This window comes from Pseudomonas sp. 1152_12 (assembly GCF_052850675.1).
The window spans coordinates 43631-66535 of the sequence record NZ_VXCW01000017.1; the positions used below are offsets into that span (position 1 = coordinate 43631).

At 56.2% G+C, this 22905-nt stretch carries 31 protein-coding genes and 1 tRNA gene; 27 read left to right on the plus strand and 5 right to left on the minus strand.

Annotated elements, in window-relative coordinates; all coding sequences use genetic code 11:
• Positions 1-681 precede the first annotated feature (681 nt).
• The 8 genes from FW764_RS25050 (at position 682) to FW764_RS25085 (ending at position 6205) form a co-directional block, all read left to right on the plus strand.
• Positions 682-1131: an SMI1/KNR4 family protein gene (locus FW764_RS25050; protein WP_083355855.1), complete on the plus strand. Its 450-nt coding sequence runs from the start codon at positions 682-684 to the stop codon at positions 1129-1131.
• A 534-nt stretch (positions 1132-1665) separates the two neighbouring features.
• Positions 1666-2178, plus strand: a complete 513-nt coding sequence (locus FW764_RS25055) for a hypothetical protein (protein WP_130908819.1) — start codon at positions 1666-1668, stop codon at positions 2176-2178.
• A 410-nt stretch (positions 2179-2588) separates the two neighbouring features.
• Entirely contained in the window at positions 2589-3032 is a 444-nt protein-coding gene (locus FW764_RS25060; protein WP_446436270.1) for an SMI1/KNR4 family protein, read from the plus strand.
• Between the two features lie 399 nt (positions 3033-3431).
• Positions 3432-3977, plus strand: a complete 546-nt coding sequence (locus FW764_RS25065; protein WP_446436231.1) for a hypothetical protein — start codon at positions 3432-3434, stop codon at positions 3975-3977.
• A gap of 82 nt (positions 3978-4059) precedes the next feature.
• The gene (locus FW764_RS25070) at positions 4060-4236 is read left to right on the plus strand and encodes a hypothetical protein (protein ID WP_446436232.1); all 177 of its coding nucleotides are present in this window, start codon (positions 4060-4062) and stop codon (positions 4234-4236) included.
• A gap of 279 nt (positions 4237-4515) precedes the next feature.
• Positions 4516-4836: a hypothetical protein gene (locus FW764_RS25075; RefSeq protein ID WP_446436233.1), complete on the plus strand. Its 321-nt coding sequence runs from the start codon at positions 4516-4518 to the stop codon at positions 4834-4836.
• A gap of 104 nt (positions 4837-4940) precedes the next feature.
• Positions 4941-5519, plus strand: coding sequence for a hypothetical protein (locus FW764_RS25080; RefSeq protein ID WP_446436234.1), 579 nt, complete (start codon positions 4941-4943; stop codon positions 5517-5519).
• 86 nt (positions 5520-5605) lie between these two features.
• On the plus strand, positions 5606-6205 hold the full coding sequence (locus tag FW764_RS25085; RefSeq protein WP_406999577.1) for a hypothetical protein: 600 nt from the start codon (positions 5606-5608) through the stop codon (positions 6203-6205).
• Between the two features lie 46 nt (positions 6206-6251).
• Here FW764_RS25085 and FW764_RS25090 read toward each other — a convergent pair whose 3' ends face one another.
• Entirely contained in the window at positions 6252-6509 is a 258-nt protein-coding gene (locus tag FW764_RS25090) for a hypothetical protein (RefSeq protein ID WP_083360333.1), read from the minus strand.
• Positions 6510-6949: 440 nt separating this feature from the next.
• On the opposite strand from FW764_RS25090, the gene FW764_RS25095 reads away from it, so the two are divergent.
• The 5 genes from FW764_RS25095 to FW764_RS25115 all read left to right on the plus strand — a co-directional run bounded on the left by FW764_RS25095 (position 6950) and on the right by FW764_RS25115 (position 9693).
• On the plus strand, positions 6950-7432 hold the full coding sequence (locus tag FW764_RS25095; RefSeq protein ID WP_446436235.1) for an RDD family protein: 483 nt from the start codon (positions 6950-6952) through the stop codon (positions 7430-7432).
• 55 nt (positions 7433-7487) lie between these two features.
• Positions 7488-7973 (plus strand): hypothetical protein, encoded by a 486-nt coding sequence (locus FW764_RS25100; protein ID WP_446436236.1) that lies wholly within the window; start codon positions 7488-7490, stop codon positions 7971-7973.
• A 155-nt stretch (positions 7974-8128) separates the two neighbouring features.
• The gene (lepB, locus tag FW764_RS25105) at positions 8129-8917 is read left to right on the plus strand and encodes a signal peptidase I (RefSeq protein WP_446436237.1); all 789 of its coding nucleotides are present in this window, start codon (positions 8129-8131) and stop codon (positions 8915-8917) included.
• Positions 8914-9348, plus strand: a complete 435-nt coding sequence (locus tag FW764_RS25110; protein WP_446436238.1) for a hypothetical protein — start codon at positions 8914-8916, stop codon at positions 9346-9348. The genes lepB and FW764_RS25110 overlap by 4 nt, the downstream gene beginning before the upstream one ends.
• A 60-nt stretch (positions 9349-9408) precedes the next feature.
• Positions 9409-9693, plus strand: coding sequence for a hypothetical protein (locus FW764_RS25115; protein WP_446436239.1), 285 nt, complete (start codon positions 9409-9411; stop codon positions 9691-9693).
• Positions 9694-9896: 203 nt separating this feature from the next.
• Here the strand turns inward: FW764_RS25115 and FW764_RS25120 are convergent, their stop codons facing one another.
• Both FW764_RS25120 and FW764_RS25125 read right to left on the minus strand, forming a co-directional pair.
• Positions 9897-10484, minus strand: a complete 588-nt coding sequence (locus tag FW764_RS25120) for a hypothetical protein (RefSeq protein ID WP_446436240.1) — start codon at positions 10482-10484, stop codon at positions 9897-9899.
• A gap of 16 nt (positions 10485-10500) precedes the next feature.
• The gene (locus tag FW764_RS25125) at positions 10501-11112 is read right to left on the minus strand and encodes a hypothetical protein (protein WP_446436241.1); all 612 of its coding nucleotides are present in this window, start codon (positions 11110-11112) and stop codon (positions 10501-10503) included.
• A 172-nt stretch (positions 11113-11284) separates the two neighbouring features.
• Between FW764_RS25125 and FW764_RS25130 the strand changes: the two genes are divergently transcribed.
• Genes FW764_RS25130 through FW764_RS25145 form a run of 4 tightly spaced genes read left to right on the plus strand, consistent with a single transcriptional unit; the run spans position 11285 to position 13627 of the window.
• A complete protein-coding gene (locus FW764_RS25130) occupies positions 11285-11866 on the plus strand; it encodes a hypothetical protein (protein ID WP_446436242.1) in 582 nt (193 codons plus the stop codon).
• Positions 11867-11907: 41 nt separating this feature from the next.
• Positions 11908-12588: a CsgG/HfaB family protein gene (locus FW764_RS25135; RefSeq protein WP_406999584.1), complete on the plus strand. Its 681-nt coding sequence runs from the start codon at positions 11908-11910 to the stop codon at positions 12586-12588.
• A 29-nt stretch (positions 12589-12617) separates the two neighbouring features.
• A complete protein-coding gene (locus FW764_RS25140; RefSeq protein ID WP_110622924.1) occupies positions 12618-12980 on the plus strand; it encodes a DUF4810 domain-containing protein in 363 nt (120 codons plus the stop codon).
• On the plus strand, positions 12977-13627 hold the full coding sequence (locus tag FW764_RS25145) for a DUF799 domain-containing protein (RefSeq protein WP_106577342.1): 651 nt from the start codon (positions 12977-12979) through the stop codon (positions 13625-13627). Before FW764_RS25140 ends, FW764_RS25145 begins: the two co-directional genes overlap by 4 nt.
• A 62-nt stretch (positions 13628-13689) precedes the next feature.
• On the opposite strand, the gene FW764_RS25150 is transcribed toward FW764_RS25145, so the two are convergent.
• Positions 13690-15315: a M10 family metallopeptidase C-terminal domain-containing protein gene (locus FW764_RS25150; RefSeq protein ID WP_446436243.1), complete on the minus strand. Its 1626-nt coding sequence runs from the start codon at positions 15313-15315 to the stop codon at positions 13690-13692.
• Positions 15316-15895: 580 nt separating this feature from the next.
• Between FW764_RS25150 and FW764_RS25155 the strand changes: the two genes are divergently transcribed.
• The 3 genes from FW764_RS25155 (at position 15896) to FW764_RS25165 (ending at position 18797) form a co-directional block, all read left to right on the plus strand.
• Entirely contained in the window at positions 15896-17536 is a 1641-nt protein-coding gene (locus FW764_RS25155; protein WP_446436244.1) for a vWA domain-containing protein, read from the plus strand.
• A 95-nt stretch (positions 17537-17631) separates the two neighbouring features.
• Complete coding sequence (locus FW764_RS25160; protein WP_446436245.1) at positions 17632-18204, plus strand: RNA polymerase sigma factor; 573 nt, start codon at positions 17632-17634, stop codon at positions 18202-18204.
• A complete protein-coding gene (locus FW764_RS25165; RefSeq protein WP_446436246.1) occupies positions 18201-18797 on the plus strand; it encodes a hypothetical protein in 597 nt (198 codons plus the stop codon). Before FW764_RS25160 ends, FW764_RS25165 begins: the two co-directional genes overlap by 4 nt.
• 57 nt (positions 18798-18854) lie before the next feature.
• Here the strand turns inward: FW764_RS25165 and FW764_RS25170 are convergent.
• Positions 18855-18931, minus strand: a tRNA-Arg gene (locus FW764_RS25170).
• Between the two features lie 206 nt (positions 18932-19137).
• On the opposite strand from FW764_RS25170, the gene FW764_RS25175 reads away from it, so the two are divergent.
• From FW764_RS25175 to FW764_RS25205, 7 genes are all read left to right on the plus strand, one after another.
• Positions 19138-19854, plus strand: coding sequence for a Crp/Fnr family transcriptional regulator (locus tag FW764_RS25175; RefSeq protein ID WP_446436247.1), 717 nt, complete (start codon positions 19138-19140; stop codon positions 19852-19854).
• Between the two features lie 87 nt (positions 19855-19941).
• Entirely contained in the window at positions 19942-20484 is a 543-nt protein-coding gene (locus tag FW764_RS25180) for an RNA polymerase sigma factor (protein ID WP_446436248.1), read from the plus strand.
• 103 nt (positions 20485-20587) lie between these two features.
• A complete protein-coding gene (locus FW764_RS25185) occupies positions 20588-20815 on the plus strand; it encodes a RebB family R body protein (protein ID WP_003187543.1) in 228 nt (75 codons plus the stop codon).
• An 18-nt stretch (positions 20816-20833) separates the two neighbouring features.
• Entirely contained in the window at positions 20834-21400 is a 567-nt protein-coding gene (locus FW764_RS25190) for a hypothetical protein (protein ID WP_446436249.1), read from the plus strand.
• An 82-nt stretch (positions 21401-21482) separates the two neighbouring features.
• Positions 21483-22109, plus strand: a complete 627-nt coding sequence (locus FW764_RS25195; RefSeq protein ID WP_446436250.1) for a hypothetical protein — start codon at positions 21483-21485, stop codon at positions 22107-22109.
• Between the two features lie 40 nt (positions 22110-22149).
• Complete coding sequence (locus FW764_RS25200) at positions 22150-22473, plus strand: hypothetical protein (protein WP_446436251.1); 324 nt, start codon at positions 22150-22152, stop codon at positions 22471-22473.
• Positions 22474-22556: 83 nt separating this feature from the next.
• A complete protein-coding gene (locus FW764_RS25205) occupies positions 22557-22871 on the plus strand; it encodes a RebB family R body protein (protein ID WP_083355834.1) in 315 nt (104 codons plus the stop codon).
• Positions 22872-22905: the final 34 nt, after the last annotated feature.

Below are 22905 nucleotides of genomic sequence, written 5' to 3' on the forward strand. Positions count from 1 at the left end.
ATCACAGCCGTCACGGCTTACGTTGCAAGTACGCGCGGGCGCTCAGGGCCCCGGTGGTTTGCAATCTCGCTCTTTCTTCCCTGTGTTGCCCTGGTTGCCGAGTTATTAATGCCCCGGCTGGCGAAGACCGGTGTTGATGCCCTGGTGCACCCGGACCTGCGGCCTTGCCCAGCCTGCAACCAATCCATCCAGGCGGCGGCCTCTCGCTGTAAGCACTGCGGGGCGCAAGTGGAGCCGATTGCTTTGAGAGGTCGCAGCGGTTGGGTCGCTCGCATGACCGCCGATACTACTCAAATTCCTGAAGTCTGAACATGGCTTGGACGGGCTGGTGACGTGGCGGACGGTGATGCGATAACTCGAAGTACACCCGCTTCCTCTTATCTGCGTAAATGATCATGAAGAATAAAGAAGTGTTAGTCGTTGATTGTATTTGCGGGAAGTAGTGGGTAAACGACGGTTTGCAAAGATGGAGGTGTAATAAGATTGGAGAAATAGGGGGCAGACCACTTTTTTGGGTGTATCAGGACGCCCAAAAAAGTGTGAGTAAAACGAATAGAGAAAATGGTGGCCTGATCCCTATTTCCCGACTCCTATGCCCCTGCCCGCCATGAGAGGTGTGGAGCACCAAGGTGATATTCACAGGGTTCAAGGGCCAGCGGAAAAAATACTTGGTAAGTGATTATGAAAAATAAAGAAGAGTTAAAAGCGTTGGTTGAAGCTGTAATGTACTCAAAAGAGTACGAGGGTAATTACGGCTATCGCATAACAGGCACGAGTGCGATGTTAAGCAATGTTGATGAATCAGATCGACAGCAGGCCCCGGCTGACTATCTGGAGTTTCTTACTGAGTTTGGTTTCGGCGAATTAGATGCGGCATTTCATCTCGATGATGGCCCGGAGAAGTATTCAACTGTATGTGGTCGAGAAGTTGAGGGTTATGAGGGGTTTTATGTGTTCGGTGGGAATTCGAGTGATGTGCTATATGCTTTCGACGCAAAAAATAATTGGCAGATCGTAGAGATTAGCTCTGAGTTGGATGAGGTTGATGTGTTAGCGTCAAGTTTTTCTGATTTTATCTTAGGACGGTTGAAGCACGTCAAGTCGTTAGTTGAAAGACGCGCAGCGGGCTGATTGTCAGCGTTGCATTTTTAGGGGTACAAAAGCAACTCCATCCAGTTTGGTTTCTGGAGAAACTGGAGTTGTAGGAACTGGTAAAGCTGCGGCTTATGATGCAAGTTTGACAGCAACATCCACATCAGGATGGACGAGCATCTCGATTGACGCTCGCGCGGTGGTCCGGGACGTCGAGTACCATTCAGGTGTGCCGATACCCTCTAACCAGCACACGCAACGCGCAGAGGAGTTGCGTCAGGTGGATCACACTTATGTCGCGCCCAGAAGCGACTATCAAGCCTTACAGCGTGAATACAATAGGCAGCGAAATAATCTCAAGCGTGAGTGGGAGTTGAATACTGGTTTGACATAGCCCAAGACGGAGAGTGGTGTGGATTTCCAAGCGCACCATGTGATACCACAGCAGTATGGTGGACCTAACCAATGGTGGAATTTGCATCCGGTGCCTGGTGGGAGTGCTCACCAAGGTGGCGTTCATGCCCCAGCAAGTCCAACAACTACAGCATTTGCGCAGAAACCTCCGAGGCGCCCATGACCATGTACGAAAAATTAGAGGCCTTCAATGCACTCGCATGCGTGCTATTAGAGCGGCTGAACCCTGTTTCTTCTGGTGACGTGAGTGGGATGCGACAGCAGTGGCCAGCGGCTCCCGATGAATACTTTGCTTTTATGCAGGAGCGGGGGCATGGTGAGATAAAGGAGGACGACTTCGCGCTGTCGCTTTTGACGATTCAACCCACATTATGTCCGGCGGTAGACTACTTTGGTGATGATGGGTTTTATAAAGACGGACCCTATGAATCGTGTGCTAAGGGCGAGGTGTGGCTGTTCGGTTGGGATAGCACCGGGACTGCTTTCGGTTTCGACAGTGGAGACAACTGGCGATTGTTGGAAATCGACAATATGCGTTGGATAACGCGACTTGACTTGTCGTTTCGTCAGTTCATCGAAGGGGTGTTGGTATGTTATCCACAGCGGCCGATAAGCTTTGCGAATGGAGTTTGGCGCGACTCGGGAGATATTTCTTACACCCTATCGGATTAGGCATAATAGCGTGCTGAGCCTAAAAAAGTGGAAAGGGCGCGCATTTATCTGGTGCAAAAGCGACAGCAGGTGCTAGCCAACCTATCAACCTGTTGGAGGAAAGGGCGGCATACCACCCAATTAGTGGATTAGTGGGTGATCGTGGTTCACTTGCAGAAGTTGGTTCTGTTTTCCATAGCCAGAATAACAGTGTTCTTCATGTCCCATCTAATGCCGCTCAAAGCTTTAGGTATACTCGTTTCAAAGGCGCTGCAGAATACAGAAATCCTGCGGCTGACTATGTTTCAGTTCTTACGGATTTGAATGCAAAAAATTTGACGAAACAGGCTAAAGAGTTTAATTCTTATCAGTCGGATTATTGGAGATTACGGGCTCGAAGCGGGGAGTCATTAGGCGTGGATTATTCAAGAATAATTGATATTATTAAAGAGTCGGATTTCGTTGAATTTGCTGATTATGGGGACGGTATTGCTGATGAGTGGATTTATAAAGCTGAAACTCGTCTTGCGTTGAAATTGCCTGATAGCTATAAATGGTGGTTGAAGTGTTATTCTGGCGGGGAAATATCGGGGGAGGAGATTTATAGTATTTACGAAATGGATTTTGATAGTGTATGTGGTGGTGATATCGTTTATATGTCAATCGTTAACGGTCGAAATGGGTTGTGTGGGAAGGATAGGCTGTTTATCTGTGAGCCGCCGGGTGCGGGGGAGTCATTTTATTTCGCCACAGGCGATGGTCTTAATGATGGGGAGTATCCTGTTTATAGGCTTAATCTTTCTAATAAAACTTCTAGTTTGTATGCGAAAAATTTTATCGAGCTCTTAGAGAAAAGAATAATTTCTTTCAGTTGAATAATGATTGTGCGATGAAAAATGTTTGAGAAAGGCCTAGTCCAAAAGCGACAGGAGAATAAATAAAACGCTAGAACGGGTTCAGGCCACGATTTTATGAATATGATTTTAGACTTGGCTCTTTGATAAAATATTATTTGTTTTTTTTCGAAAAAAGATACGGGTTCTTACGTTTCGAGATTTACCGTGTAAATAGAACTGTGTAATCGTAGTCTGACCCCTATTTACACCGACTCAGGTGGAGATTGAAGGGGCGTTCCAAAATTCCACGCCCATGCCGGGTGCATCTAAGTGGCAGGGAGCCTCTCCAAGTGGGTTGAAGATAGAAGGTTATTACGGCAAGCCGAACGGTCCTGGCACAACAGCTTGGCCGGTCTATCAAGGGATAAATTGATCAGTATGGCTAACGGTAAAATTTATTTTGTAAGGTCCTCTAAATTCAATCGTTTAGAGGTCTTGGCCACGGAGCCAAACGCGGACCCGCGGATATCTTCACCGCAGAGTGTGGGCGTTAGAGAAATTGCAGCTTGGTTATCTGATGATGTGAATAGCCATTTGTCAGCAATTGGATGGGTTGCGCGTTTGGAAGCTTTGGAAAGTGCAGAGTCAAAAGGATATTTAGGAACTGGTAACGCCCATACGGTGGGGGTCGCTGGGGAATACATATTTTCAGAGTGCGAGTTTGAAGAAGATTTAAAGGTGCTGGTGCATGAGCGTCATGTTGTCTCATTGCTGAAATTTTACATCGCCACTCACGAAGAACATATTTCAAGTACTTGTTATGATGTGGAATATGTACTAGAGGGTGAGCCTGCTTTAAATCGTTACCTTGAATGGGGAGGGCGATTAGGTCTCTCCGATACGGAAATAGCTGAAAATGCCCGGAAAATTAATCGTCATCAAAAAAGAAAGCGGGTAGGCGTCAAAGGCCTTAGGAGAGAGTGAGATTGGCTGATCTTTTTCGCTATCTATATTTTAAGTTCGCTGAATTGTATTAGCGATCAAAATATGTAAATTGATTGGGTACGTGCCTCACTGGGAGCATTCTGACGCCTATAAATATGCACTATACGGCATTGCGGTCGGTCGAGGATTTGAAACCTATGATATGCCGGTATCCCCAGATGAAGCGCTTGCCAATCTTGATGCATTGCCAGAGGTTAAAAGAGTGTTTGTTGAGGTGTTTGACTTTTTTAGTCTTTGATTGAGGGAAAAGTGGATTGAGAATTCGCAGAAGCAAAGGGGGCGAAGAAATAGGGAAATAGGGGGCAGACCCCATTTTACAATTGCTTACTCGCCTTGGGCAAACGAGTTGTCCGAGGGTTGGCGGGACGTCCGAAGACGATTGTTTGTTGGCCGTGTAATCGTAGTCTGACTCCCTATTTACCCGGCCAGATACGTTGGATTTTACTTATACAATTGATGGGGCGCGTCAAACTGCCCGCTTTGAAAATGAAGCTCGCTAAATTCCGGAGCATAAAAAATGATTACTGAAGATATAGAAACTGTTAAAAAAATTTTTGAGCTGATTCAGTCTGGAATTGTTGAGGGTTATGACGCCTTCAGGTACGAAGCAGAAGTATGTGAAGGCTATATGGTTGAAGAAATCTCCATTGAAAAAAATGGAATATTAAATGAAAGTCCAAAAACGGATTTTAATGGGGCAATATTGTATCGGCTCGTCAATGAACTGAAAGCTAGTGCTGCTTCGCGCGGTGAAAACTGGCGTTCATTTGTGATGAGTTACACTGTCGGTGGTCAGGTGAAGACAAATTTTTTTATCCGTGAGAGAAATAGGGTGTAGACCACGTTTTTGGGTGTATCAGGAACCCAAAAGTGTGAGTAAAACGCATAGAGAAGATGGTGGTTTGACCTCTATTTCCCCGCAAAGATGAAGGTGAGTTAGTGATGATGCACACCACAGCCTATACGCCAGTGACCACAGCGTTTGCGTCTATGACCACGAAAGAACTCGATGATTTCTACGAGTGGTTTATGCTTAACAAACCCTACTGCTTAGATGATTTAATTCAAGCTGTTTGGCAGACGCCTGGGTATGAGGATTGGCGTGCAGATTTCTCCCCGGAGTCTCTGGGTCTATTAGCAGAGTGGTTGGCTTCTCAAATGACCAAGACCAACCGGTCGTCGAAAGGCAGCACACTCGCAGAGGACTCAATGGCCAGTGCGGCGGGCGATGAGGCACCTGATATAACCGATGAAGAAAAGTCTTTAACTGTTTTGGTCGGTATGTATTACGGTGAGGTCGCCGTTAGAAATAATGCGCGGCTTACGTGGTCGCAGTTGAAGGGTAATAAAAAGCAAGCGGATTATGGCCAGCCTGTCATATCTGCTTCCGGTACACTCCCGACCAATCCGGTGCGTGTTATTAATGCATTTGCGTGCGGCCTTGCTGACGGCTCACGAACAAGCGGGCGGCTTCGAGAAACCTATGATTATTGGATGGAGTTGATAAAGCACGGGGGATAGAATTCAGGCCACGTGTTGCAATATCTCTCTTTAAAATAGATTCGCTTCCCTTATCGAAACAGCTATAAACGAACGGAAGGCAATAAATGTCTATCAACAAAGACTGGGTTCCTGGGTTCGGCGAGATCGTTACATGGTTCGCCATGGACAAGGCAGGCGCAATCGCCGTGATGGTGAATAACTGCTTTGGCGGTTTGCCGGCCGTGGTGTTAGCGCTGCCTGATGTAGAGTCGAAGTTGGATCGATTGAGCGAATACCTGTGGGAGGAGTCTGCCGAGTTCGATACCTACCCTGAGAGCAAACAGGGTGAAACGATACTTGGCCTGTATTCCGCTCGCACCTATCGGCACCTTGCCCGAAGAGCAGACGTAGAAGCATTCATCGGTGAGCGCTCGTCAGCGGAGTTGGCGTTGACGGAATATAACGTGCCGTCGATCAAAGGGTTCTATGTTTATCATGGGGTGGAAGGCAGCGTGCCCAATGAAGATTACCCGGTGGGCTATCAGGGGCAGAGCCAGATAGGGGATTATTTCAGGTATTTGCTGCCCACTATTACGGCGAGCATTGAGGATATACCTGCGCCACTCAGAGGGTGCATCGCGGTGTGTGAGTCGTTTGAATTTTCTGAACTGTCTTTTTGGTCCAGCGATTGGGTTGATGCGTATTTTCGTCAGTTGTATGGGTGACGTTGCGCGTATCAGTTGGGCGGCGCCAGGGCCGCCCGGCTTTTACTCAGGATGGATCGGCATGGAGCCTGCGCATGATGACATCAAGCAAATCACACCCATCGCGCAGCGGAATAGCCAGCAATTGGGCGAAGTCTTGAAGCACCACAGCATCGCTGCTGAGTTGTTCGCGAAAGGCCAGGTTTTCCAGCAGTTGGGTGACGGCTCGAATCCGGTACACGGCGGCGTCGTGGAGGACGTCGAGGGGCGCACAAGTGTCGATGAGCAGAGCGGGGACGGTGCTGTCGTGGCCCGTAAGGGGCATGTATTGGTTCATTTTCAGTTCTCTGTTAGTGGATTAAGCCACCACTCATTCGTCGCCAAACGAAAGGGTGGCAGCTGTACGCAGGTTGGCGAACCGGCAACAGAGAAAACCGGCAGACCCGAAGGTCTCCCGCGCACAGCCGCCATAACATGCACAGCTTTGCGGGTGCAAAAACACCTGCATAGAAGCGGGTTGCTTTTGCACTCTGTTGTCAGGTCGCCAAACCTGATCGCCATTTGGGCGACGGCCCGGACTATAAGCCCCGTGCCCAAACCCACGCAAGGCATCAAAGTACTGGCCCACGCACAAGGCCTCATGTATGCAGACCCATGGCCGACACACTGGCGATGATTAAACGTATCAAAGCGCCCGCGCCGGTCAATCGCCGGCGCTCTCAACCCTCTTTGACTGACACTCGACATAAGCCGGAATGACACCGCATGAACACAATTTCCCCCGCTAAACGGCCGACCATTCTGGCCAGTATCGGCCGTCGCCTGCTGGCGCGAATCATCGACGCTGGCATCGCGGTGCTGATCTTTTTCATCGTCAAGTTCGGCGCCGAGGCGCTGTCGGCGTTCGTCCCCGCCGTGACGGCCAAGGGCGGGTTCCTCGCGGCGTTCTTCGCAGGCTTTGCCTACCTCTTGCTCGCAGACGCGCTGCCCAATGGTCAGAGCCTGGGCAAGCGCTGGCTGAGCATCGCGGTCGTCGACCGTAAAACCCGTAAGGGCTGCAGCATTTCTCAGTCGTTCACCCGCAATGCCGGGGTGCTGGTGATCATCGACTGGGTGTGGATTTTTCTGGAGTCCAGAACCCGTCTCGGCGATATGTTCGCCAAGACCATCGTGATTCAAACCGGCCACTTGACCAAGGTCCGCAGCCTTGCCGACATCTATGACGACGGGAAGCCCGGCACTGCTTGAGAGTGGTCGCTCAGGTTTCAACGTGTTGTTGTTCACGCAGCTAAGGGAATAGCCCATGAGTGGCAGTGGTTACCCAGCCGTAAAAGTATTTTTCGCCTTTCTGTTATGCCCCTTATTTGCCGGCTTGGCAGTCGTCCCTTTGATGCTGCTCACGCTCGTTACCACGATGCTCACCCGCCCACACTTGCTTGGCGGCATCAATGGCTTGCAGGCGTTCTCGATTTTTTTCAGCACTCCGATCCTGGCGCAAATCCTGTTTTTTATCCCCGCATTGGTCATGGCGCTCGTTGTAACGCTGCTCAAGGCCAGAGGCTCAAAAAGGGTCTACCTGACGGTTTCACTGGTGGGTGCCACGGTCGCGGCGGCGTGGTCGGTTTTTTTGCTGTTGAGCCTTACAAATGATGGGGGGAAGGCGCGGATGATGGGGGGCTTGATGCCCGCGTTGCTGTGTTTTGTGTATGGCGGGATCTCAATGGGGGGCGCAGCGTATTGGGTTTTGCCCAAGGCAACGAGTGAGTCGGTTGAGTGCGCCAATGCCTGAAGGTGGGTGGTGCCGGTCGCCAGAAAAATGGGGCTGTTGCGCAGCCAGCGGGAGCAAGCTCCCTCGCCACAGGCACTGCGCTGGCAGGCTGCTCTGTTTATTATTTTCTCTCGCCCTCGTTTTAAGAGGATGAGTTGCTTAATCAAGGAAGACCCATGAAATCCAGCAAGTTCTCCCTTCTCGCCTTCCTGATGTCCTGCCTGGTCGTCGGCTGGGGGTTGGTGTATGTCGGCCGCATCAAATGGGGCATTCGGGTTGCGGCGTTGCTGTATGTCGGCGTGGTGTTGCTGGGGGTCACCGGGTTGGCCGCCACGCCTGTCGGGCTCTACGTGCTCTTGGCGTTCACCATCCTCGTCAAGCTGGCCTCCGCGATTGCCTCCGCGGTGCTGGCCCGCCGTTACGACGGCCCACCGGGCGTGCCACGCAAGCGTTTCCATGTACTGTATGTGGGCGTACTGATCGTGATCACCTTGCTGATATTTGACGCGTCTCGCGCGCCGCTGCTGGGTTTCAAAAACTATTACATACCGTCGGGTTCGATGATTCCTACGCTGTCGATTGGTGATTACATCGTGTCCGACTTGCGCCCCGGCGCACCCAAGGCCGGCGATATCGTGGTGTATCGCTGGAACGGCACCGAGGCGGTCAAGCGTGTGGCTGGTGTCGGCGGCGACACGCTGGCCCTCGTCAACGGCGAGCTGATCCGCAATGGCGAAAACCTGGGGTTGTTCCACGCCCCGGCCGAGCGGGTGAAGAAGGACTACTCCTTGACACTGGCGCCGTTTTTGGTCGAGCCGGGGCACGTGTACCTGCTGGGCGACAACCGCGATGTGAGCAATGACAGCCGCTTCATGGGCCAGGTGGCTGTTGAGGATGTTGTCGGCAAAGTCACCGGCATCTGGTTCTCGAATGAACCGGTGCGCATTGGTACGAGGTTCCCATGACGCGTGAGGTTTCAATGGCAGGTTTAGCGGTAATAGGGTGGCGGTTGGCGCAGGGAATTTGCCTGCTGCTGATGTTCGTCAGTGCCAGCGTCTCTATGTTGGCGTGGGCCTACTTCGACAGCTCTACCTCCGGCGCTTTCGGCTCGGCGCTGGGTGTTTTCCTGATGGGCGCCATTGGGCTGTTGTTCGCGTTTGTATTCGAGCGCTCGCGCACGCCTCGGGCCACGGCGCGCTATATGGTGACGCGCTTGGCGGTGGTGCTCATGCTGGCAGCGGGCGCGGCGTACCTGGTCGACTCGGTGTGGTTTGCACCTGAGCGCGACGCGCTCGACGAGAGCCTGGAGGGGGCGAGCTGTGGCGAGTACTCCGGCACTGTCGTGAAAGGCTGGGAGCCATTTTGCGCGGAGAAGCGCGAGCGGGAGCCGAAATAAACCTATCAGATGGCGGCGGAAAAACCGGCGCTGCGCTCTCATGTAGGGATCGGTCAGGCTATGAGCGACTCTGCAATGATTGTCTGCGCTGCTGAAATGAATGAGCGCACGTTTGCGGCGTTTATCGAGTCGTTAGGTGGATCCGCCAGTGCTGGCAAACCCTCTCGTGGGTCAATCAGTCAGGATGAGGGCGATTTATACTTGGGGCTGTTAACCGTTGAGCAATGGGCTGATTTTTATGCTGAGCAGGATGTGTTTGAGTGGGCTGAACACTTGGGGGGCGCAGCCTCAGAGCCTGATCGAAATCCAGTTAGGGCACACCCATGGTTCCAGGGCGCTTTGTGATTGGTTCGTTTAGGGGTTCGGCCGCACGTGGGACTGCACCTTGAGCGATGTTGACGCGGTGAACCTTTCATACGCGGCTGTTTGTGAGCGCTATCGGCGGATCAGTAAGTCGTAGAACCCTGGCGCAAAAAAATGGGACTGCTACGCAGTCCAACGGGAGCAAGCGCCCTCGCCACAGGTCGCGCGCCCCGCGTTCGAAGGCTTTACAGCAATTTGCGCTGCACCGCCTCATCCAACGTGCTGCGCGTCAACGCTTCAACCACTTCACCGGTATTGGCCTGGAACGGAATACCCACGATCAGCACCAGGTGCATCCAGGTGCGCACGGATTCGCTTTTCTTGACCCGGCCCAGCTCTTTGCCGTCCTTGTCCTTGAACACGGTCTCCAGGGTGAAGGTGTTCTTCGCCGTGGACGGGATGATGAAGAAGGTGACGCCGGTGATGATTGCCGAGGCCATGCTGAACTGTTCGTTGTTGTACAGCGTGGCGTCGGCGTAGATGTCCGAGTCGACCTTATCAGTGCTCACCCGCGCAAAGCGGTTGGACTGGCGAAACGCATCGGCCACGGATTTTTCCCAAAGGGCCGCAGGCGCGCCGGCGGTGGCGTTGCCGGGGCCGCCGTTGACCTGGCTCAGCGCTGTGGTGCGCACGTAAGCGGTCGGTTTGTGTGCCGGCGCGTTGGCGGTCGGCGGCCAGGTTTGCACCGGTGGCAGTTCGTGTTGCGAGTAGGACACGCAGCCGGTCAGTAAGACGGCGGCGAGTACCAGGCTGTGCTTGATCAATCCTTGCATGTGTTGCTCCTTGAATTCAGGGTTTGGCCAGTTTGGCGGTGGCAGTGTCGAGCAGTTGCGCGACGAGTGTGTTCAGTTGTTGGGCGCCCATGGATGGTGCCCAGTATTCGCGGCCGTACAGGCCCACGTTGTGTTCGAACTTGAGGTTTTCTTTGGCCGTGGCCAGTTCTTTGCCGTTGCGGTCGACGATCACCAGGTCGCCTGCCACCTCGAAGCTGTCCACATAGATCGGCCCGTTGACCCAGATCCAGATCGTCAGCGTCAGCAAGGCGCCGGGGATGTAGGCCGGGTGCGGCGCGCGATGGCCTTTGAGCGAGGTCATGTTGAACTTGAGCACCACGTCGTTCTCTTCAAGACGGGTGGGGTACTCGGTGACTTGCTTGAAATAGCCCGCTGCGCGCACGTACTGGTTGAGCTGGGCGGTGAGCGAGCGACTGATCGCGGTTTTGTTGACGTCATTAACGTCGGCGGCGTTCACCGCCACATCGGCAATTTGCGCGCTGCGCGGGCTGCTGCTAGTGGCGGGGTGGAGCGGGGCGCCAATGGGGCCGGTGACGGTATAAGAGACGCAGCCGGTCATCGACAGCGTCGCGATCAGCGCCGCAGCGCGGCAGAGGGTGTTCAGCACAAAATTTCCCTATTAATGAACGAGCCAAGTCAGGGTCTCGACCGGGCGGTCGATAACTTGAGGCGTATGCGTGACTGCAAGACGGTCACCGAAACAGCTTGAGAAGCCCTCTCAACCCCGTAAAATACCGCGATTGTTTTAAACACGATACTTTTCAGGGACGAAATCAGAGATGCGCGCCTTTGCCGTATTACTCGCCGCCTGCCTCATGCTGGGCTGCGCCTCCAAGCCGGATTACTACATCTCCCCGGCTCCGGTCACCATTCCCAAGACAGCTACCTACTGGCTCGACACCTTCGACGTTGAGGTGGTGGGCAAGAACGAGCGCTTTATGCCGGATGCCAAGGTTCGCCAGCAATTGGGCGTCGATCTGATCGACCGCCTGCTCAAGGCCAAGCGCTACGCCACCAGCAAGGAAAAGGCCGATTACCTGCTGGATGTGAGCGTTATCTACACGCGGCGCATCCAAGACACCCAAGGCGGCTTCATGACGGCCATCGTCGACGACAACACGATCCTTGCCAGTGTCGACTTCAATTATTCGGTCAAGATCAAGAAGGCCGGTGCCGAGATACTGCACTTTTCCCAGGCGCGCCAAGGACTGATGCCCAAGGGTTACAAAGGCGACTGGCAGAACATGAAAACCATGGCCGGTGCGCTGACCAACACCGGCAATTCCAGTGTGGAGCCTTTCTACACCGGTTTGTTGAGCCGCTTCATTGTCGATGACTTACGCGACATTCCGTCCCGCTAGCGTTATCTGCCGCACCCGATTTCTCATTCTAGGAGCACTCTGTGAAAACACTGTCCAAAATCCTGCTGTCGGGCCTCACCGCCGCAGCGCTGCTGACCGTGGCCGGTTGCGCCACGGAGAGCAACCGCGCGATGCCGGTAGAACAGGTCGCCAGCGCCAACATTGCCTATTCCGGCGTGCGCGTGCCGATTGCCGTAGGCAAGTTCGATAACCGCTCCAGCTACATGCGCGGCATCTTCTCCGACGGTGTTGACCGCCTCGGTGGCCAGGCCAAGACCATCCTGATCACCCACCTGCAGCAGACCAACCGCTTCAGCGTGCTGGACCGCGACAACATGGGTGAAATCTCCCAGGAAGCCGCGATCAAAGGCACCGTGCAAAAGCTTAAAGGTGCTGACTACGTGGTGACGGGTGACGTGACCGAGTTCGGCCGCAAAGAAACCGGTGACCGCCAGTTGTTCGGCATTCTCGGCCGTGGCAAGACTCAAGTGGCGTACGCCAAAGTCGCGCTGAATATCGTCAACATCAGTACGTCCGAAGTGGTGTATTCCACCCAGGGCGCCGGTGAATACGCCCTGTCTAACCGTGAAGTCATCGGCTTTGGCGGCACCGCCAGCTACGACTCCACCCTCAATGGCAAGGTCTTGGACCTGGCCATGCGCGAAGCCATCAACCGCCTCGTCGACGGCATCAATGCCGGCGCCTGGAACCCGCGCAACTGATCAGCAGCACCTCAAGGAGCAGTACACGGATGAGCAAGGCAGTTAAGTTGGCGCTGATGCTGACAGCAATCGCGACGGTCGCCGGGTGCCACACGGCGCCCCAACCCCTGTATCAATGGGAAAGCTACCAGCCGCAGGTTTACGAGTACTTCAAGGGCGAGCCCAAGGAAGCGCAGGTCGAGGCACTGGAGCGCGATCTGCAAAAGATCAACGCCAGTGGTCGCAAGGCCCCGCCGGGTTACCACGCCCACCTGGGCATGCTGTACATGACCATGGGCAAGGATGACCAGATGGTGCAGGAGTTTCGCACCGAGAAGGCGCTGTTCCCCGAGTCCGCCTCGTACATGGACTTTTTGCTGAAAAACGCCAAGACCGGAGTCGCCACTAAATGAGCCTGTTAAAACTCACTGGTGCCTTGCTGGCCCTGGCCTTGCTCGGCGGTTGCGCAGCCCCCAAGACCATTGATTACACGGCATACAAACAGGCGCGGCCCAAGTCGATACTGGTACTGCCGCCGATCAATGAGTCACCGGAAGTGCAGGCGTCCTACAGCATGGTGTCGCAGGTCACCTACCCGTTGGCCGAAGCTGGCTATTACGTGTTGCCGATTGCCCTGGTGGACGAAACCTTCCGCCAGAACGGCTTGACCACCGCCAACGATATCCAAGGCGTGGCACCGGCCAAACTGCATGACATCTTTGGCGCCGACGCGGCGCTGTACATCACGGTGAGTGAGTACGGCACCAAGTACATGCTGATCTCCAGCGACACCTCAGTGACGGCCTCGGCCAAACTGGTGGACCTGCGCACCGGCACCACCTTGTGGACCGGTTCGGCGCGGGCGTCCAGCGAGGAAGGCAACAACAATGGCGGCGGCCTGGTGGGCATGCTGATCACGGCGGCGGTCAAGCAAGTGATCAACAGCTCCACTGATGCGGCGCACCCGATTGCCGGTATCACCAGTGCGCGTCTGCTGTCGGCGGGGCAACGCACCGGGATTCTGTATGGCCCACGTAACCCGAAGTACGGCACCGACTGATTTGCCTGTGTGCCCGTGAAAAGCGTTTGCTGGCTCTTATAGGCCAGCATCACGCATCGCCGTCAGTGCACAATGATATCTTTGGGCCTGATCCATTGCGTACTTTTCACTAGGAAGTCCGTGGTGCGGTTGCCGGTCAGGTCGATGGCGATGAAGTAGCGGCCGCTTTGCGGGTTGTAGCTCACCCGGGTATCGCCAATACGCCCGGTAAACTCATTGACGTGCGTGAGGCGCGTGTTGGCCTCCTTCTCCACCCCGCGAAGGTCAATACTGTCAGTGCCGGTGGTGAAATCCGTCAGTAACCGAGCATTGGAAAAGGTCGAATCGCGGGCGCTGTTGAAGATGAAACGCGGTTCTGCCACGGGGGTACTCACACGTGGCTGCGCGCGCGTTGTAGTCAGTGGGGGCAGGCTACGTGTTCTTACCCCGCCAGCTCTGTAGGGCACGAGGTCAGTTGGCCTGACTTGCCCATGGGTCTTGATAAACAGGTCTGCTCTGCCATTGCCGTTGAGGTCGATGGACACAGAGCCCATACCGCTTCTTTCATCGTAGGAGAGCAGCGCCTCACCGGCTTTGCCGCTCCAGGCACTCACAACGGACAGTGAGGACAGGCCCGCATTTCTCAACAGCTGCGTCACGTCGATCTTATCGCTGCCGCTGGTGAAATCCATGATTTCATCCGGATTTTGCGGTGTGGAGTCGCTGGCGTAGTTATACACAAAACTATCGGCACCTCTGCCACCGCGTAATCGATCGGCACCGCCGCCGCCCGTGAGCCGGTTATTCTCGTCGTTACCGATCAGCGCATCATGGCCTGAGCCCCCTATCGCATTTTCGAGGGTGACGCCCCGGGCGATGGAGACGTTGCCCCGGCCGTGGCCCACATCAGAGAACGAACCGGCCTTGAGGTTGATCACTTGGTCAGTGTCATAGCCCGAGACGTCCAGGGTGTCGTTGCCGGCGCCGTCCCAGATGCAAAAAACAGCCATGTCGCGGTTGCTGTTCAGTGAGTAGTAATCCCGCCCGGTGTTGGAGTTGAAACCATAGGTGTTGTTCTCCCTGCGGGTTTGATAGTTGGCGCCGTACTTGTGTTGGATGGCACTGATGTCATCCATCATTGGGGCCGTTGGTAGTTGTCCAATAGATTTTGCGCTGTATCTGTCTGGCAAGTAGCTCATGACAGTGTGGGGGTGGGAGTCCTGAGCATGGGCACGCAATCTGTCTAGATCGTCGTGAGTTCGCCTGTCTCGCTTGCCGCTATTGTAATGACTTGGGTGGGTCAGACCTAATGAGTGACCGATTTCGTGGGTCAAGTCGTGGCGTGTCACCCGACTTGGGTTGTAAGTGGTATCGCCGCTGTCCCAAGCGTTACCGGGGAAGTGGCCCACGGCGGAATGGATCTCCTCGGAAATATTGAAGGTCAACCGTCCTTCTGCCCGCCCGCCGTTTTCAGTGAAGGCTATGTTCGCCACATCGCCCCACGATTGGATTGAGCGCCGGGCCTGTTGTTTTTGGTTTTCGTTGAATGGGCTACCCCAGCTGCTATTGAAGTAGTAAGAAATCTCAGTCTTGTTGTTACGGTTAACGTCCTGCCATGTGCCCGTTCCCCGTGTGAGCTGTTCAATAACCCGCTGTCTATCAAAGGACCACTTGTTGATTTTGGCTATATACGGATCGTTTTGGCGCAAGGTAGCGTCATAACTGCCACCAATCGTGTTACCCGGGCTTGCCCTAGAAGCGTCCCAACGGCGGTGCGCTTGAGCGTCTTGCTGTTGAGGCGCACGCACAAAACGATGCGCCCTTGCAGGGGGAGTAAATGGCCGGAACATCGCCCCAAAAAAAGAAAGGCGAGGGGGCCTTTGGGGCTGATGTGCGGCATTTGGTTGGGCGGAGAAGGCGGGCGCTCTGAAATCTATTCTCAACGTGATAATTCCCAGTGTTTAGTTGCGTTTCTCCCTACAAAAAAATTCGCAAAGTCCGTTGCGCTAAGCGCAACGCTGGCAGTGATAGAAGACATTTTCAAAGGCCAATATGTGACTCAGTAAGTCTTCAGCGTGTGATTCATAACGTCATGAAGTCGCTGGGGGTTTATACCCGTGCTGCTGGTTCTTAACGTTTAGGCTCGTCACAGCTGGGGGGGGCGATAGGAGGCTGACGTGTGCTATCGGTTTGTGGCGATTTTCCCAAGAGACGCCAGGAATTAACCCGAACCTCTAAGGCCTCGCGTCTTACCTTGTGATCGCATTATTCATTCACGAGGTTAAGCCAATGTCCCGCCCTCTTTTGCACGTGCGTCCTGTCGCCCAGGGCTTTACCGTTACCTTGCTGGTTGCACTGGCCGGTTGTGGGTTGTCTTCTTCCCGTGATGTCGCCAAGCCTGAGCACGCTGCACCTGTCGCAGAACTGCAAAGCGAACCTGTGCAGGGGGCGCTGAGCAAACGTATGCCGATGCCTGCGCCGATGGCCATGCGCCTGTTGAGTCAGGATTCGGCGGCGATGGCCTACCGCAGCGAGCCCCGCGAGCAATACGCAAACCTGCCGGACAACCCGGTGCATCGTGTTGCTGAAACCCCCGTCTCGACGTTCAGTGTCGATGTCGACACTGGCAGTTATGCCAACGTAAGACGCTTTCTCAACCAGGGCCGCCTACCGCCTGAAGGTGCTGTGCGACTGGAGGAAATGGTCAATTACTTCCCCTACGACTACGCCCGCCCCACCGGCGGCTCGCCCTTTGGTGTGACCACCGAAGTCGCCACCACGCCGTGGAACCCGCACACCCAACTGCTGCGCATCGGCATCAAGGCATCCGACAGCGCGGTGGCTGACTTGGCGCCGGCCAACTTGGTGTTCCTGGTGGATGTGTCCGGCTCCATGGACCGACGCGAAGGTTTGCCGCTGGTCAAAAGCACGCTGAAATTGCTGGTGGACCAGCTCCGCGACCAAGACCGTGTGTCGCTGGTGGTCTATGCCGGTGAGTCTCGCGTAGTGCTCGAACCTACGTCCGGCCGCGACAAAACCAAGATCCGTAACGCCATCGACCAACTCGCGGCGGGCGGCTCCACAGCGGGCGCGTCCGGCATCGAGCTGGCCTACCAGATGGCCCGCACAGGCTATATCGACAGAGGCATCAACCGCATCCTGCTGGCCACCGACGGTGACTTCAATGTGGGCGTCAGCGACTTCGACAGCCTCAAGCAGATGGCCGCCGATCAGCGTAAAAGCGGCGTGTCCCTGACCACCCTGGGCTTCGGTGTGGATAACTACAACGAACACCTGATGGAACAATTGGCCGACGCAGGCGATGGCAATTACGCCTACATCGACAACCTGCGTGAAGCGCGAAAAGTGCTCGTGGATCAGCTCAGCTCAACCCTGGCCGTTGTCGCGCGGGATGTGAAATTGCAGGTGGAATTCAACCCCGCCAAGGTCAGCGAATACCGGCTGCTGGGCTATGAAAACCGCGCCTTGAAACGTGAAGATTTCAACAACGACAAGGTCGACGCCGGTGAGATCGGCGCAGGGCATACCGTCACCGCGCTGTACGAAATTGTGCCGAAGGGCCAGAAGGGCTGGCTGGAGCCTCTGCGCTACGCCGCCGCCCCTGCGACGCAAAACACCTCCACTGAGTTGGCGATGCTGCGCGTGCGCTACAAACCGGCGGCGGGCGGTGACAGCCAGCTGATTGAGCGGCCCATCAGCACCGAGTCGACCAAAGGCAGTGATGACCTGCGCTTCTCGGCGGCCGTTGCAGCCTTCGCCCAACAGCTCAAGGGCGATGGCCGCTACACTGGCAGCATGCGCCTGCAGGACACCGCCGCACTGGCCCGCTCAGCCCGAGGTGATGACCCGTTCGGGCTGCGCAACGAGTTCGTGCAAATGGTGGAGTTGGCGCAGAGCCTCAAACACTAATCATTGGGTCCAATGAAGATCCAGTGTGTGAGTCGGGCAAGCCCGGCTCCCACAATTGAAAGGTTTCTACGTCTAGAAAGGAGTTCGCCACCTACATGGCCGTTCCAGATGATTCACCCAGCGACGAAGCGCTGCTGGCCCGTTATCGAACCGGTGACGGTGCCGCGTTCGAGGTCTTGTACGCACGGCACCGCCAAGGCCTGTACCGGTTTCTGGTGTCGCTGAGCAACAGGGTCGAACTGGCGGAAGAAGTTTTTCAGGAGACTTGGCTCAGCCTGATTCGCAGCAGCACCCAGCCACAAGGGCGGGCGAGCTTTCGGACATGGCTGTTCCAGATTGCCCGCAACCGCCTGATCGACCACTGGCGCAAGCACGGCGTGCACACCCCCTTGCACGACAGCTACGATGAGCAACTGCACGCCCAGCCCGACGACAGCGCCGGGCCGGATCAGCAACTGAGCCTGAGCCGCGACCAGGCACGCCTTGACGCGGCGTTGCAAGACTTGCCTGAAGACCAGCGCGAAGTCTTCCTGCTGCGCCTGCACGGCGACCTCGAAGTGCCGCAAATCGCCGCCCTCACCAACGCCCCGCTGGAAACCGTAAAAAGCCGCCTGCGTTACGCCCAGCAGAAACTGCGCCGCCTGCTGGCCGAGGAGATACCCGCATGACCGACTCCCGACACACCCAGGACCCCGACGACGTGATACTCCAACACTTTCGTCAACACAGCACAGGCGAACCGCCTGCGTCCCTCGACGCCTTCATCCTCAACACCGCTCGCCGCGAAGCCCCGGCGCCACAGCTGAGCCTGTGGCAACGCTGGCTACAGGCCTGCCGCCAACCGCGTTGGCAGATGGCCTTCGCCACCGTCGCAGGCGTGGCGCTGATGATCGGCGTAGTCATGCGTTCGCCTGTACCGCAGCCAGAGATATCCACAGCCACCTTCACCGCGCGCCACCCGGAAGCCGCCCGCCCGGCGCCGCAAGCGCTCTCGGCACCTGCACCCGCGCCCATGGCCCGCATGGCCGCCGCGCCGCCGGTTCAGGCTGAGGTCGCCGACGCGTTGGCGGATGAGCCGGCAGCCAAACTCAGCAAGCGCGCGGCGGTGGCGTTGCCATCGTTGGAGCAAGGGCTGCAGGAAATTGTGGACCTGCGCCTGGCGGGGGAAACCAGAGCAGCGGATGAAAAGCTGCTGGCGCTGTATAAACGCTTTCCCAAGGAGGATTTGCCGGTACGGTTGGAGGCGTTGCAGAAGCGTTAAATCGACACCCACAAAAAAGCCCCAGGCCTTTCGACCTGGGGCTTTTTCATCTGTATCTGGTGCACCCGGCGGGATTCGAACCCACGACCCCTGCCTTCGGAGGGCAGTACTCTATCCAGCTGAGCTACGGATGCTTGTGCGGGCGACATCATACCCATGTCCGCCAGGTGCGTCCATTCCGGCGTTTTCGCTGACTATCGTAGGCTGTGTTAGCAAAAAAGTGGCTATTTGCCAGAACCTTTCACAACTCGCTGCACCGTACGTCCTTTTGTTTGCTTTGCTCTTGTGGCTTTAGCACCGCTGTCACGCCGCAATTCTCCTCCCCTGGCCAGGTGAACGCATGCATTCCAAAGGAACCGTGATGCTCGATCTCCCGCTGAAACAAACCCTGCTTGCCCGCTCCGATCTGTTTCGAGGTATGCCGGAGCACCTCTTGCGCTACGTCGCCACCCATATGGTGGAGCGCACGCTGGAGGATCGTGAACTGCTCTATTTCAAGGACGACACGCTCGAGTTTCTTGCCCTGGTGGTGGAGGGCCGGATTTATTCGGTGGTGCACGGGCCAGATGGCCGGGAGCAGATCATCGGCTGTACGGGCGCCGGGCAGGTGGTGGGGGAAACAGCGTTGATCAATGGCCATGGTCGCGAGTCTTCGACCTTCGCCAGCAGCCCCACTCGTTTGCTGCAATTAGGGCGCCGACATTTTGCACGGCTATTTGAGGAGCCGGTGTTTCTGCGGCGTTTGTTGATGCTGATGATGGTGCGTTTGCTCCATGCCATCGAGTTGCTGGAGTTGGTGTGCCTGCACCGGCTGGAGTCGCGGTTGGCGCGGTTCCTGTTGGCCAATGTGGGCGATATCGACCGCGCTCTTGCGATGCCCTGCGTGTCATTGCCCGGTAGCCAGGGGGTGTTGGCGTCTATGCTCAACACCAGTCGTCCTAAGCTCAATGTTCAACTGCAATTGTGGCGCCGCAGTGGCCTGATCAGCGGCAGTTTGGAACGGATGGTGATCAACGATCTCGAGCATTTGCGGCGCAAGGCATTTGCCTTGAATTAGTCGCGCCAGTGTTCCCCAGGTAACAGCGCCCTCCTGTCGAGTCCTTGCAGACTGGCCCTTCATTCAGGATGCACAGGAGTGCTTGCGATGGGGATGACTGTTCCGTTCAAGGATCAATGGGGCGCCGATGACCGCTTGTTCGAAGCGAGTTGGCGTGCAGTCCAGGGCGAGCTTAAGCGCCGCGCCCTGCGGCGTGCCAAGGGCAATCAGGACCAGGGCCAGGAGTGGTTATCGGCCACAGCCATCAAAGCCCTGCTGTTTTTTCGCCGCTCGCCGGAACGCATTCGCGACCCTGAGGGGTTTCTGTTTCTGGTGCTCGACCATGTGTTTCTCGACAGCCTGCGACGCAGCAAGCGCGAGGGGCGGCTGTTCGATCATTCGATTGATCTTGAGCACGATCACCTCGCCGTGCTCGCCGCCCCCTGCGCTTCGGTGTTGGAGCGGGTGGAGTGTTATGAGCGCCTGGAGCATGTCGAGGCGCATGTGGCGCAGTTACCGATCTTGCAGCAGCGTTTGTTTGAGATGCGTTTTGTCGACGACCTGCCTTACCCACAAATCGCCGCCGAACTGCAGGTCAAGCTGCCTCTGGTGCGTAAGCGTGTGCAACTGCTGCGAAGTGCCTTGCGCTGAGCTGGATTCACAAAGGCTGGCGCGGGGCGTTCTAGTTGTATGAGTGCGCCACGCCGCCACCATCCACGCCCATGCCTGGGTGAATGCCATCAAGGAGAGATGTATGACAGAGGTCAACAGCCAGATCACCGACGCGGTAACCCAAACCAACGTCAAGGTGGTGGCGGAGGCGCCGGCCCAGGCCATTGCGTCGCTGTACCAGGTGGCCAGTAGTGCGGCGGGCCTGTCGTTGCAGAACGCGGTCAACAGCCAGCAGGCGATGAACCAGATTTCCAATGCCGTGATCTCCAAGGCAGTGGCGCTGATCATGCAGATTGGCGAGAAGGGCTGAGCCCTGGGGAGATCCATTATGTCGTGGTTCAGCAGAAAAAAACCTGCCTCAGCACAAGCGGCCTCGGCGGCCACTCCGCCCGCACCTGAAAGCCCGGCCCCGCGCTCCGTCATGGCGCGCATGAACGAGCATCTGCTCAATCAGGTGAGTACGCCGTCGGCCGACAGTACGGCGGCCCTCAACAGTCAGATTGTCCAGGCGGTGCAGTTCACCAATGCACAGAACTTTGCCTATGCACCGGCGCAGATTGCGGTGCCAGCCGACATGATGATCAGCCAGGCGGCGGGGCTGGTGGCTCAGGCGGCGGCGGGGTATTTCGACGGCGTCAGCAAGATCGCGCTGGCGGCCCAGGCCGTGCTGCTGCAGCAAATGACCGAGAACATCGTCAAGGACAACCTGCCGGCCGCTGCCGAAGACGCCTTGGGCGCCTTAGCCACCGACTTGCTGGTGGGCGCCGCTGCCGCCGTGGCCGCCGCTGCCGGTGCCATGGAAGCCGAAGCCGCCAGCGTAGCCATCGATAAGATCGACCAGAGCATCGCCAAGTACGCCGACACCTTGGCCAACCGGGCTGCGCCAGCGGCCTGAACCGAGCACAGCGCTTCAGCGTTCTTCTGAAGCGGTGCAACAGCAACTTGAAAGCAACTTTTCTTAAGTGAGGAGCGACATCATGCAGCCTGGAGATATTATTTTTTCGGTGAAGCAAGAAGACGACAGCGCGACGCGGGCGTTTATTCGCGCGGGCCAGTTGGTCAAGGCCAAGGTGTTTTCCCAGGACACGACGTACTTGAATGTGGTGCATCCAGCGATAGCGGTGAGCGACACCCTGGTGATTGAAAGCGTGGGTGAGGGGCTGTCGCTGACCGATCTCAGCATCGAGAAGCCGCCGCGCTCGGCGATGGTCTTTTCTTGCGTGAGCAGTGAGTTGGGCGAAGCGGCAGTCGTGGCGGCCAAGCAGTTCTATTTCGACAAGATCAGCGGCGATATCCGTGGCCGTTACAGCGTGTGGAACGCAATGATTTCTGCATTCCGGCGTTGGACCTCCAACACCAGCCTCCTGGAACGCATCAACGAGTCGGTGGCGATTGGCAGCGGCTCGTTCTGTTCGCAGTTCGCGGCCAACTGCTATGAAGTGGGCAACCTCTATAACTCCGCCAACCTGCTGCCGCCACCGCCGGCGATTTTCGGCAACCAACCCAGCGCGATTACACCTGCGGAGCTGGCGACGTTCTGTGATGCCTCGGCGTATTTCTACTTCTCGGGCTTCTGGCAGGACAACGTCGAGGTGCGGCTTTAGCGGCCCTTTCGCCAGCAACGTACTGCCCGAGGAGGTTGAAATGACGGCCTCAGCCAAACCGTCGGTCTTGTCCACCGCTGATCGCCAACGGCTCGAAGCGATGCTGCGCAACCCGCAGATCTTCGCCGGAACGCCACAAGCCATCGTCGATGAAACCCTCAAGCGGGCCACACAAGTGCTTGAGCAGTCGAAGGCCAATGAGCAAGCGTTCAAAGCCGCCGCCGATCAGCGTGAGGCGGCGCTACGCCAGGTGTTGGAAGGCGCGGCCCCAGATAAGGACGCGCAACGCAAGGAAGTGCAGGCACTGATCCAAGGCTTGATCACGCAGATTGAAGCGGCGTTGGGCCCTGCTGCCAAACCTTGAACGCCCCACGTTTCACAGCGCCTGCTTGGCAACGTTCATTCATGAACACGGAATGCACCGTGTACTAAATAAGGAAATTGATCATGGCATTTGTTAACGAGCAAATTACCGACGCGGTCACCCAGACCAACGTCAAAGTAGTGGCCGAGTCGCCAGCGATGGCGATGAGCACCATTTACCAATCGATGGCGCAGGCCACGGCGATTCTGTTCCAGAACGCGGTGTCGGCCCAGCAGCAGCAAAACACCCTGGCCCAGGCAGCCACCAACCAGGGCGTGATGCAGATCTACAGTGTCGATACCACGGCCGGTGCGGCCGCTACCGAAAAAGTCGCCCAAGGCGGCGTGTCGGATAACCTCACCAGCCTGTTGACCGTGCTCAAGTCCTTCCAGGCTTAAGCACTGAGCGATAACGGATGTTGTTCTTTCTCAA

Excerpts from the sequence above, each read along its gene's own strand:
- FW764_RS25050 (WP_083355855.1), top strand. The coding sequence starts at position 682 with ATGAAAAATAAAGAAGAGTTAAAAGCGTTGGTTGAAGCTGTAATGTAC.
- FW764_RS25075 (WP_446436233.1), top strand. The coding sequence starts at position 4,516 with ATGATTACTGAAGATATAGAAACTGTTAAAAAAATTTTTGAGCTGATT.
- FW764_RS25110 (WP_446436238.1), top strand. The coding sequence starts at position 8,914 with ATGACGCGTGAGGTTTCAATGGCAGGTTTAGCGGTAATAGGGTGGCGG.
- FW764_RS25195 (WP_446436250.1), top strand. The coding sequence starts at position 21,483 with ATGCAGCCTGGAGATATTATTTTTTCGGTGAAGCAAGAAGACGACAGC.
- FW764_RS25200 (WP_446436251.1), top strand. The coding sequence starts at position 22,150 with ATGACGGCCTCAGCCAAACCGTCGGTCTTGTCCACCGCTGATCGCCAA.
- FW764_RS25175 (WP_446436247.1), top strand. The coding sequence starts at position 19,138 with ATGCATTCCAAAGGAACCGTGATGCTCGATCTCCCGCTGAAACAAACC.
- FW764_RS25055 (WP_130908819.1), top strand. The coding sequence starts at position 1,666 with ATGACCATGTACGAAAAATTAGAGGCCTTCAATGCACTCGCATGCGTG.
- FW764_RS25100 (WP_446436236.1), top strand. The coding sequence starts at position 7,488 with ATGAGTGGCAGTGGTTACCCAGCCGTAAAAGTATTTTTCGCCTTTCTG.
- FW764_RS25115 (WP_446436239.1), top strand. The coding sequence starts at position 9,409 with ATGAGCGACTCTGCAATGATTGTCTGCGCTGCTGAAATGAATGAGCGC.
- FW764_RS25165 (WP_446436246.1), top strand. The coding sequence starts at position 18,201 with ATGACCGACTCCCGACACACCCAGGACCCCGACGACGTGATACTCCAA.
- FW764_RS25180 (WP_446436248.1), top strand. The coding sequence starts at position 19,942 with ATGGGGATGACTGTTCCGTTCAAGGATCAATGGGGCGCCGATGACCGC.
- FW764_RS25145 (WP_106577342.1), top strand. The coding sequence starts at position 12,977 with ATGAGCCTGTTAAAACTCACTGGTGCCTTGCTGGCCCTGGCCTTGCTC.
- lepB (WP_446436237.1), top strand. The coding sequence starts at position 8,129 with ATGAAATCCAGCAAGTTCTCCCTTCTCGCCTTCCTGATGTCCTGCCTG.
- FW764_RS25190 (WP_446436249.1), top strand. The coding sequence starts at position 20,834 with ATGTCGTGGTTCAGCAGAAAAAAACCTGCCTCAGCACAAGCGGCCTCG.
- FW764_RS25160 (WP_446436245.1), top strand. The coding sequence starts at position 17,632 with ATGGCCGTTCCAGATGATTCACCCAGCGACGAAGCGCTGCTGGCCCGT.
- FW764_RS25090 (WP_083360333.1), bottom strand. The coding sequence starts at position 6,509 with ATGCCCCTTACGGGCCACGACAGCACCGTCCCCGCTCTGCTCATCGAC.
- FW764_RS25155 (WP_446436244.1), top strand. The coding sequence starts at position 15,896 with ATGTCCCGCCCTCTTTTGCACGTGCGTCCTGTCGCCCAGGGCTTTACC.
- FW764_RS25120 (WP_446436240.1), bottom strand. The coding sequence starts at position 10,484 with ATGCAAGGATTGATCAAGCACAGCCTGGTACTCGCCGCCGTCTTACTG.
- FW764_RS25205 (WP_083355834.1), top strand. The coding sequence starts at position 22,557 with ATGGCATTTGTTAACGAGCAAATTACCGACGCGGTCACCCAGACCAAC.
- FW764_RS25130 (WP_446436242.1), top strand. The coding sequence starts at position 11,285 with ATGCGCGCCTTTGCCGTATTACTCGCCGCCTGCCTCATGCTGGGCTGC.
- FW764_RS25140 (WP_110622924.1), top strand. The coding sequence starts at position 12,618 with ATGAGCAAGGCAGTTAAGTTGGCGCTGATGCTGACAGCAATCGCGACG.
- FW764_RS25185 (WP_003187543.1), top strand. The coding sequence starts at position 20,588 with ATGACAGAGGTCAACAGCCAGATCACCGACGCGGTAACCCAAACCAAC.
- FW764_RS25065 (WP_446436231.1), top strand. The coding sequence starts at position 3,432 with ATGGCTAACGGTAAAATTTATTTTGTAAGGTCCTCTAAATTCAATCGT.
- FW764_RS25085 (WP_406999577.1), top strand. The coding sequence starts at position 5,606 with ATGTCTATCAACAAAGACTGGGTTCCTGGGTTCGGCGAGATCGTTACA.
- FW764_RS25095 (WP_446436235.1), top strand. The coding sequence starts at position 6,950 with ATGAACACAATTTCCCCCGCTAAACGGCCGACCATTCTGGCCAGTATC.
- FW764_RS25080 (WP_446436234.1), top strand. The coding sequence starts at position 4,941 with ATGATGCACACCACAGCCTATACGCCAGTGACCACAGCGTTTGCGTCT.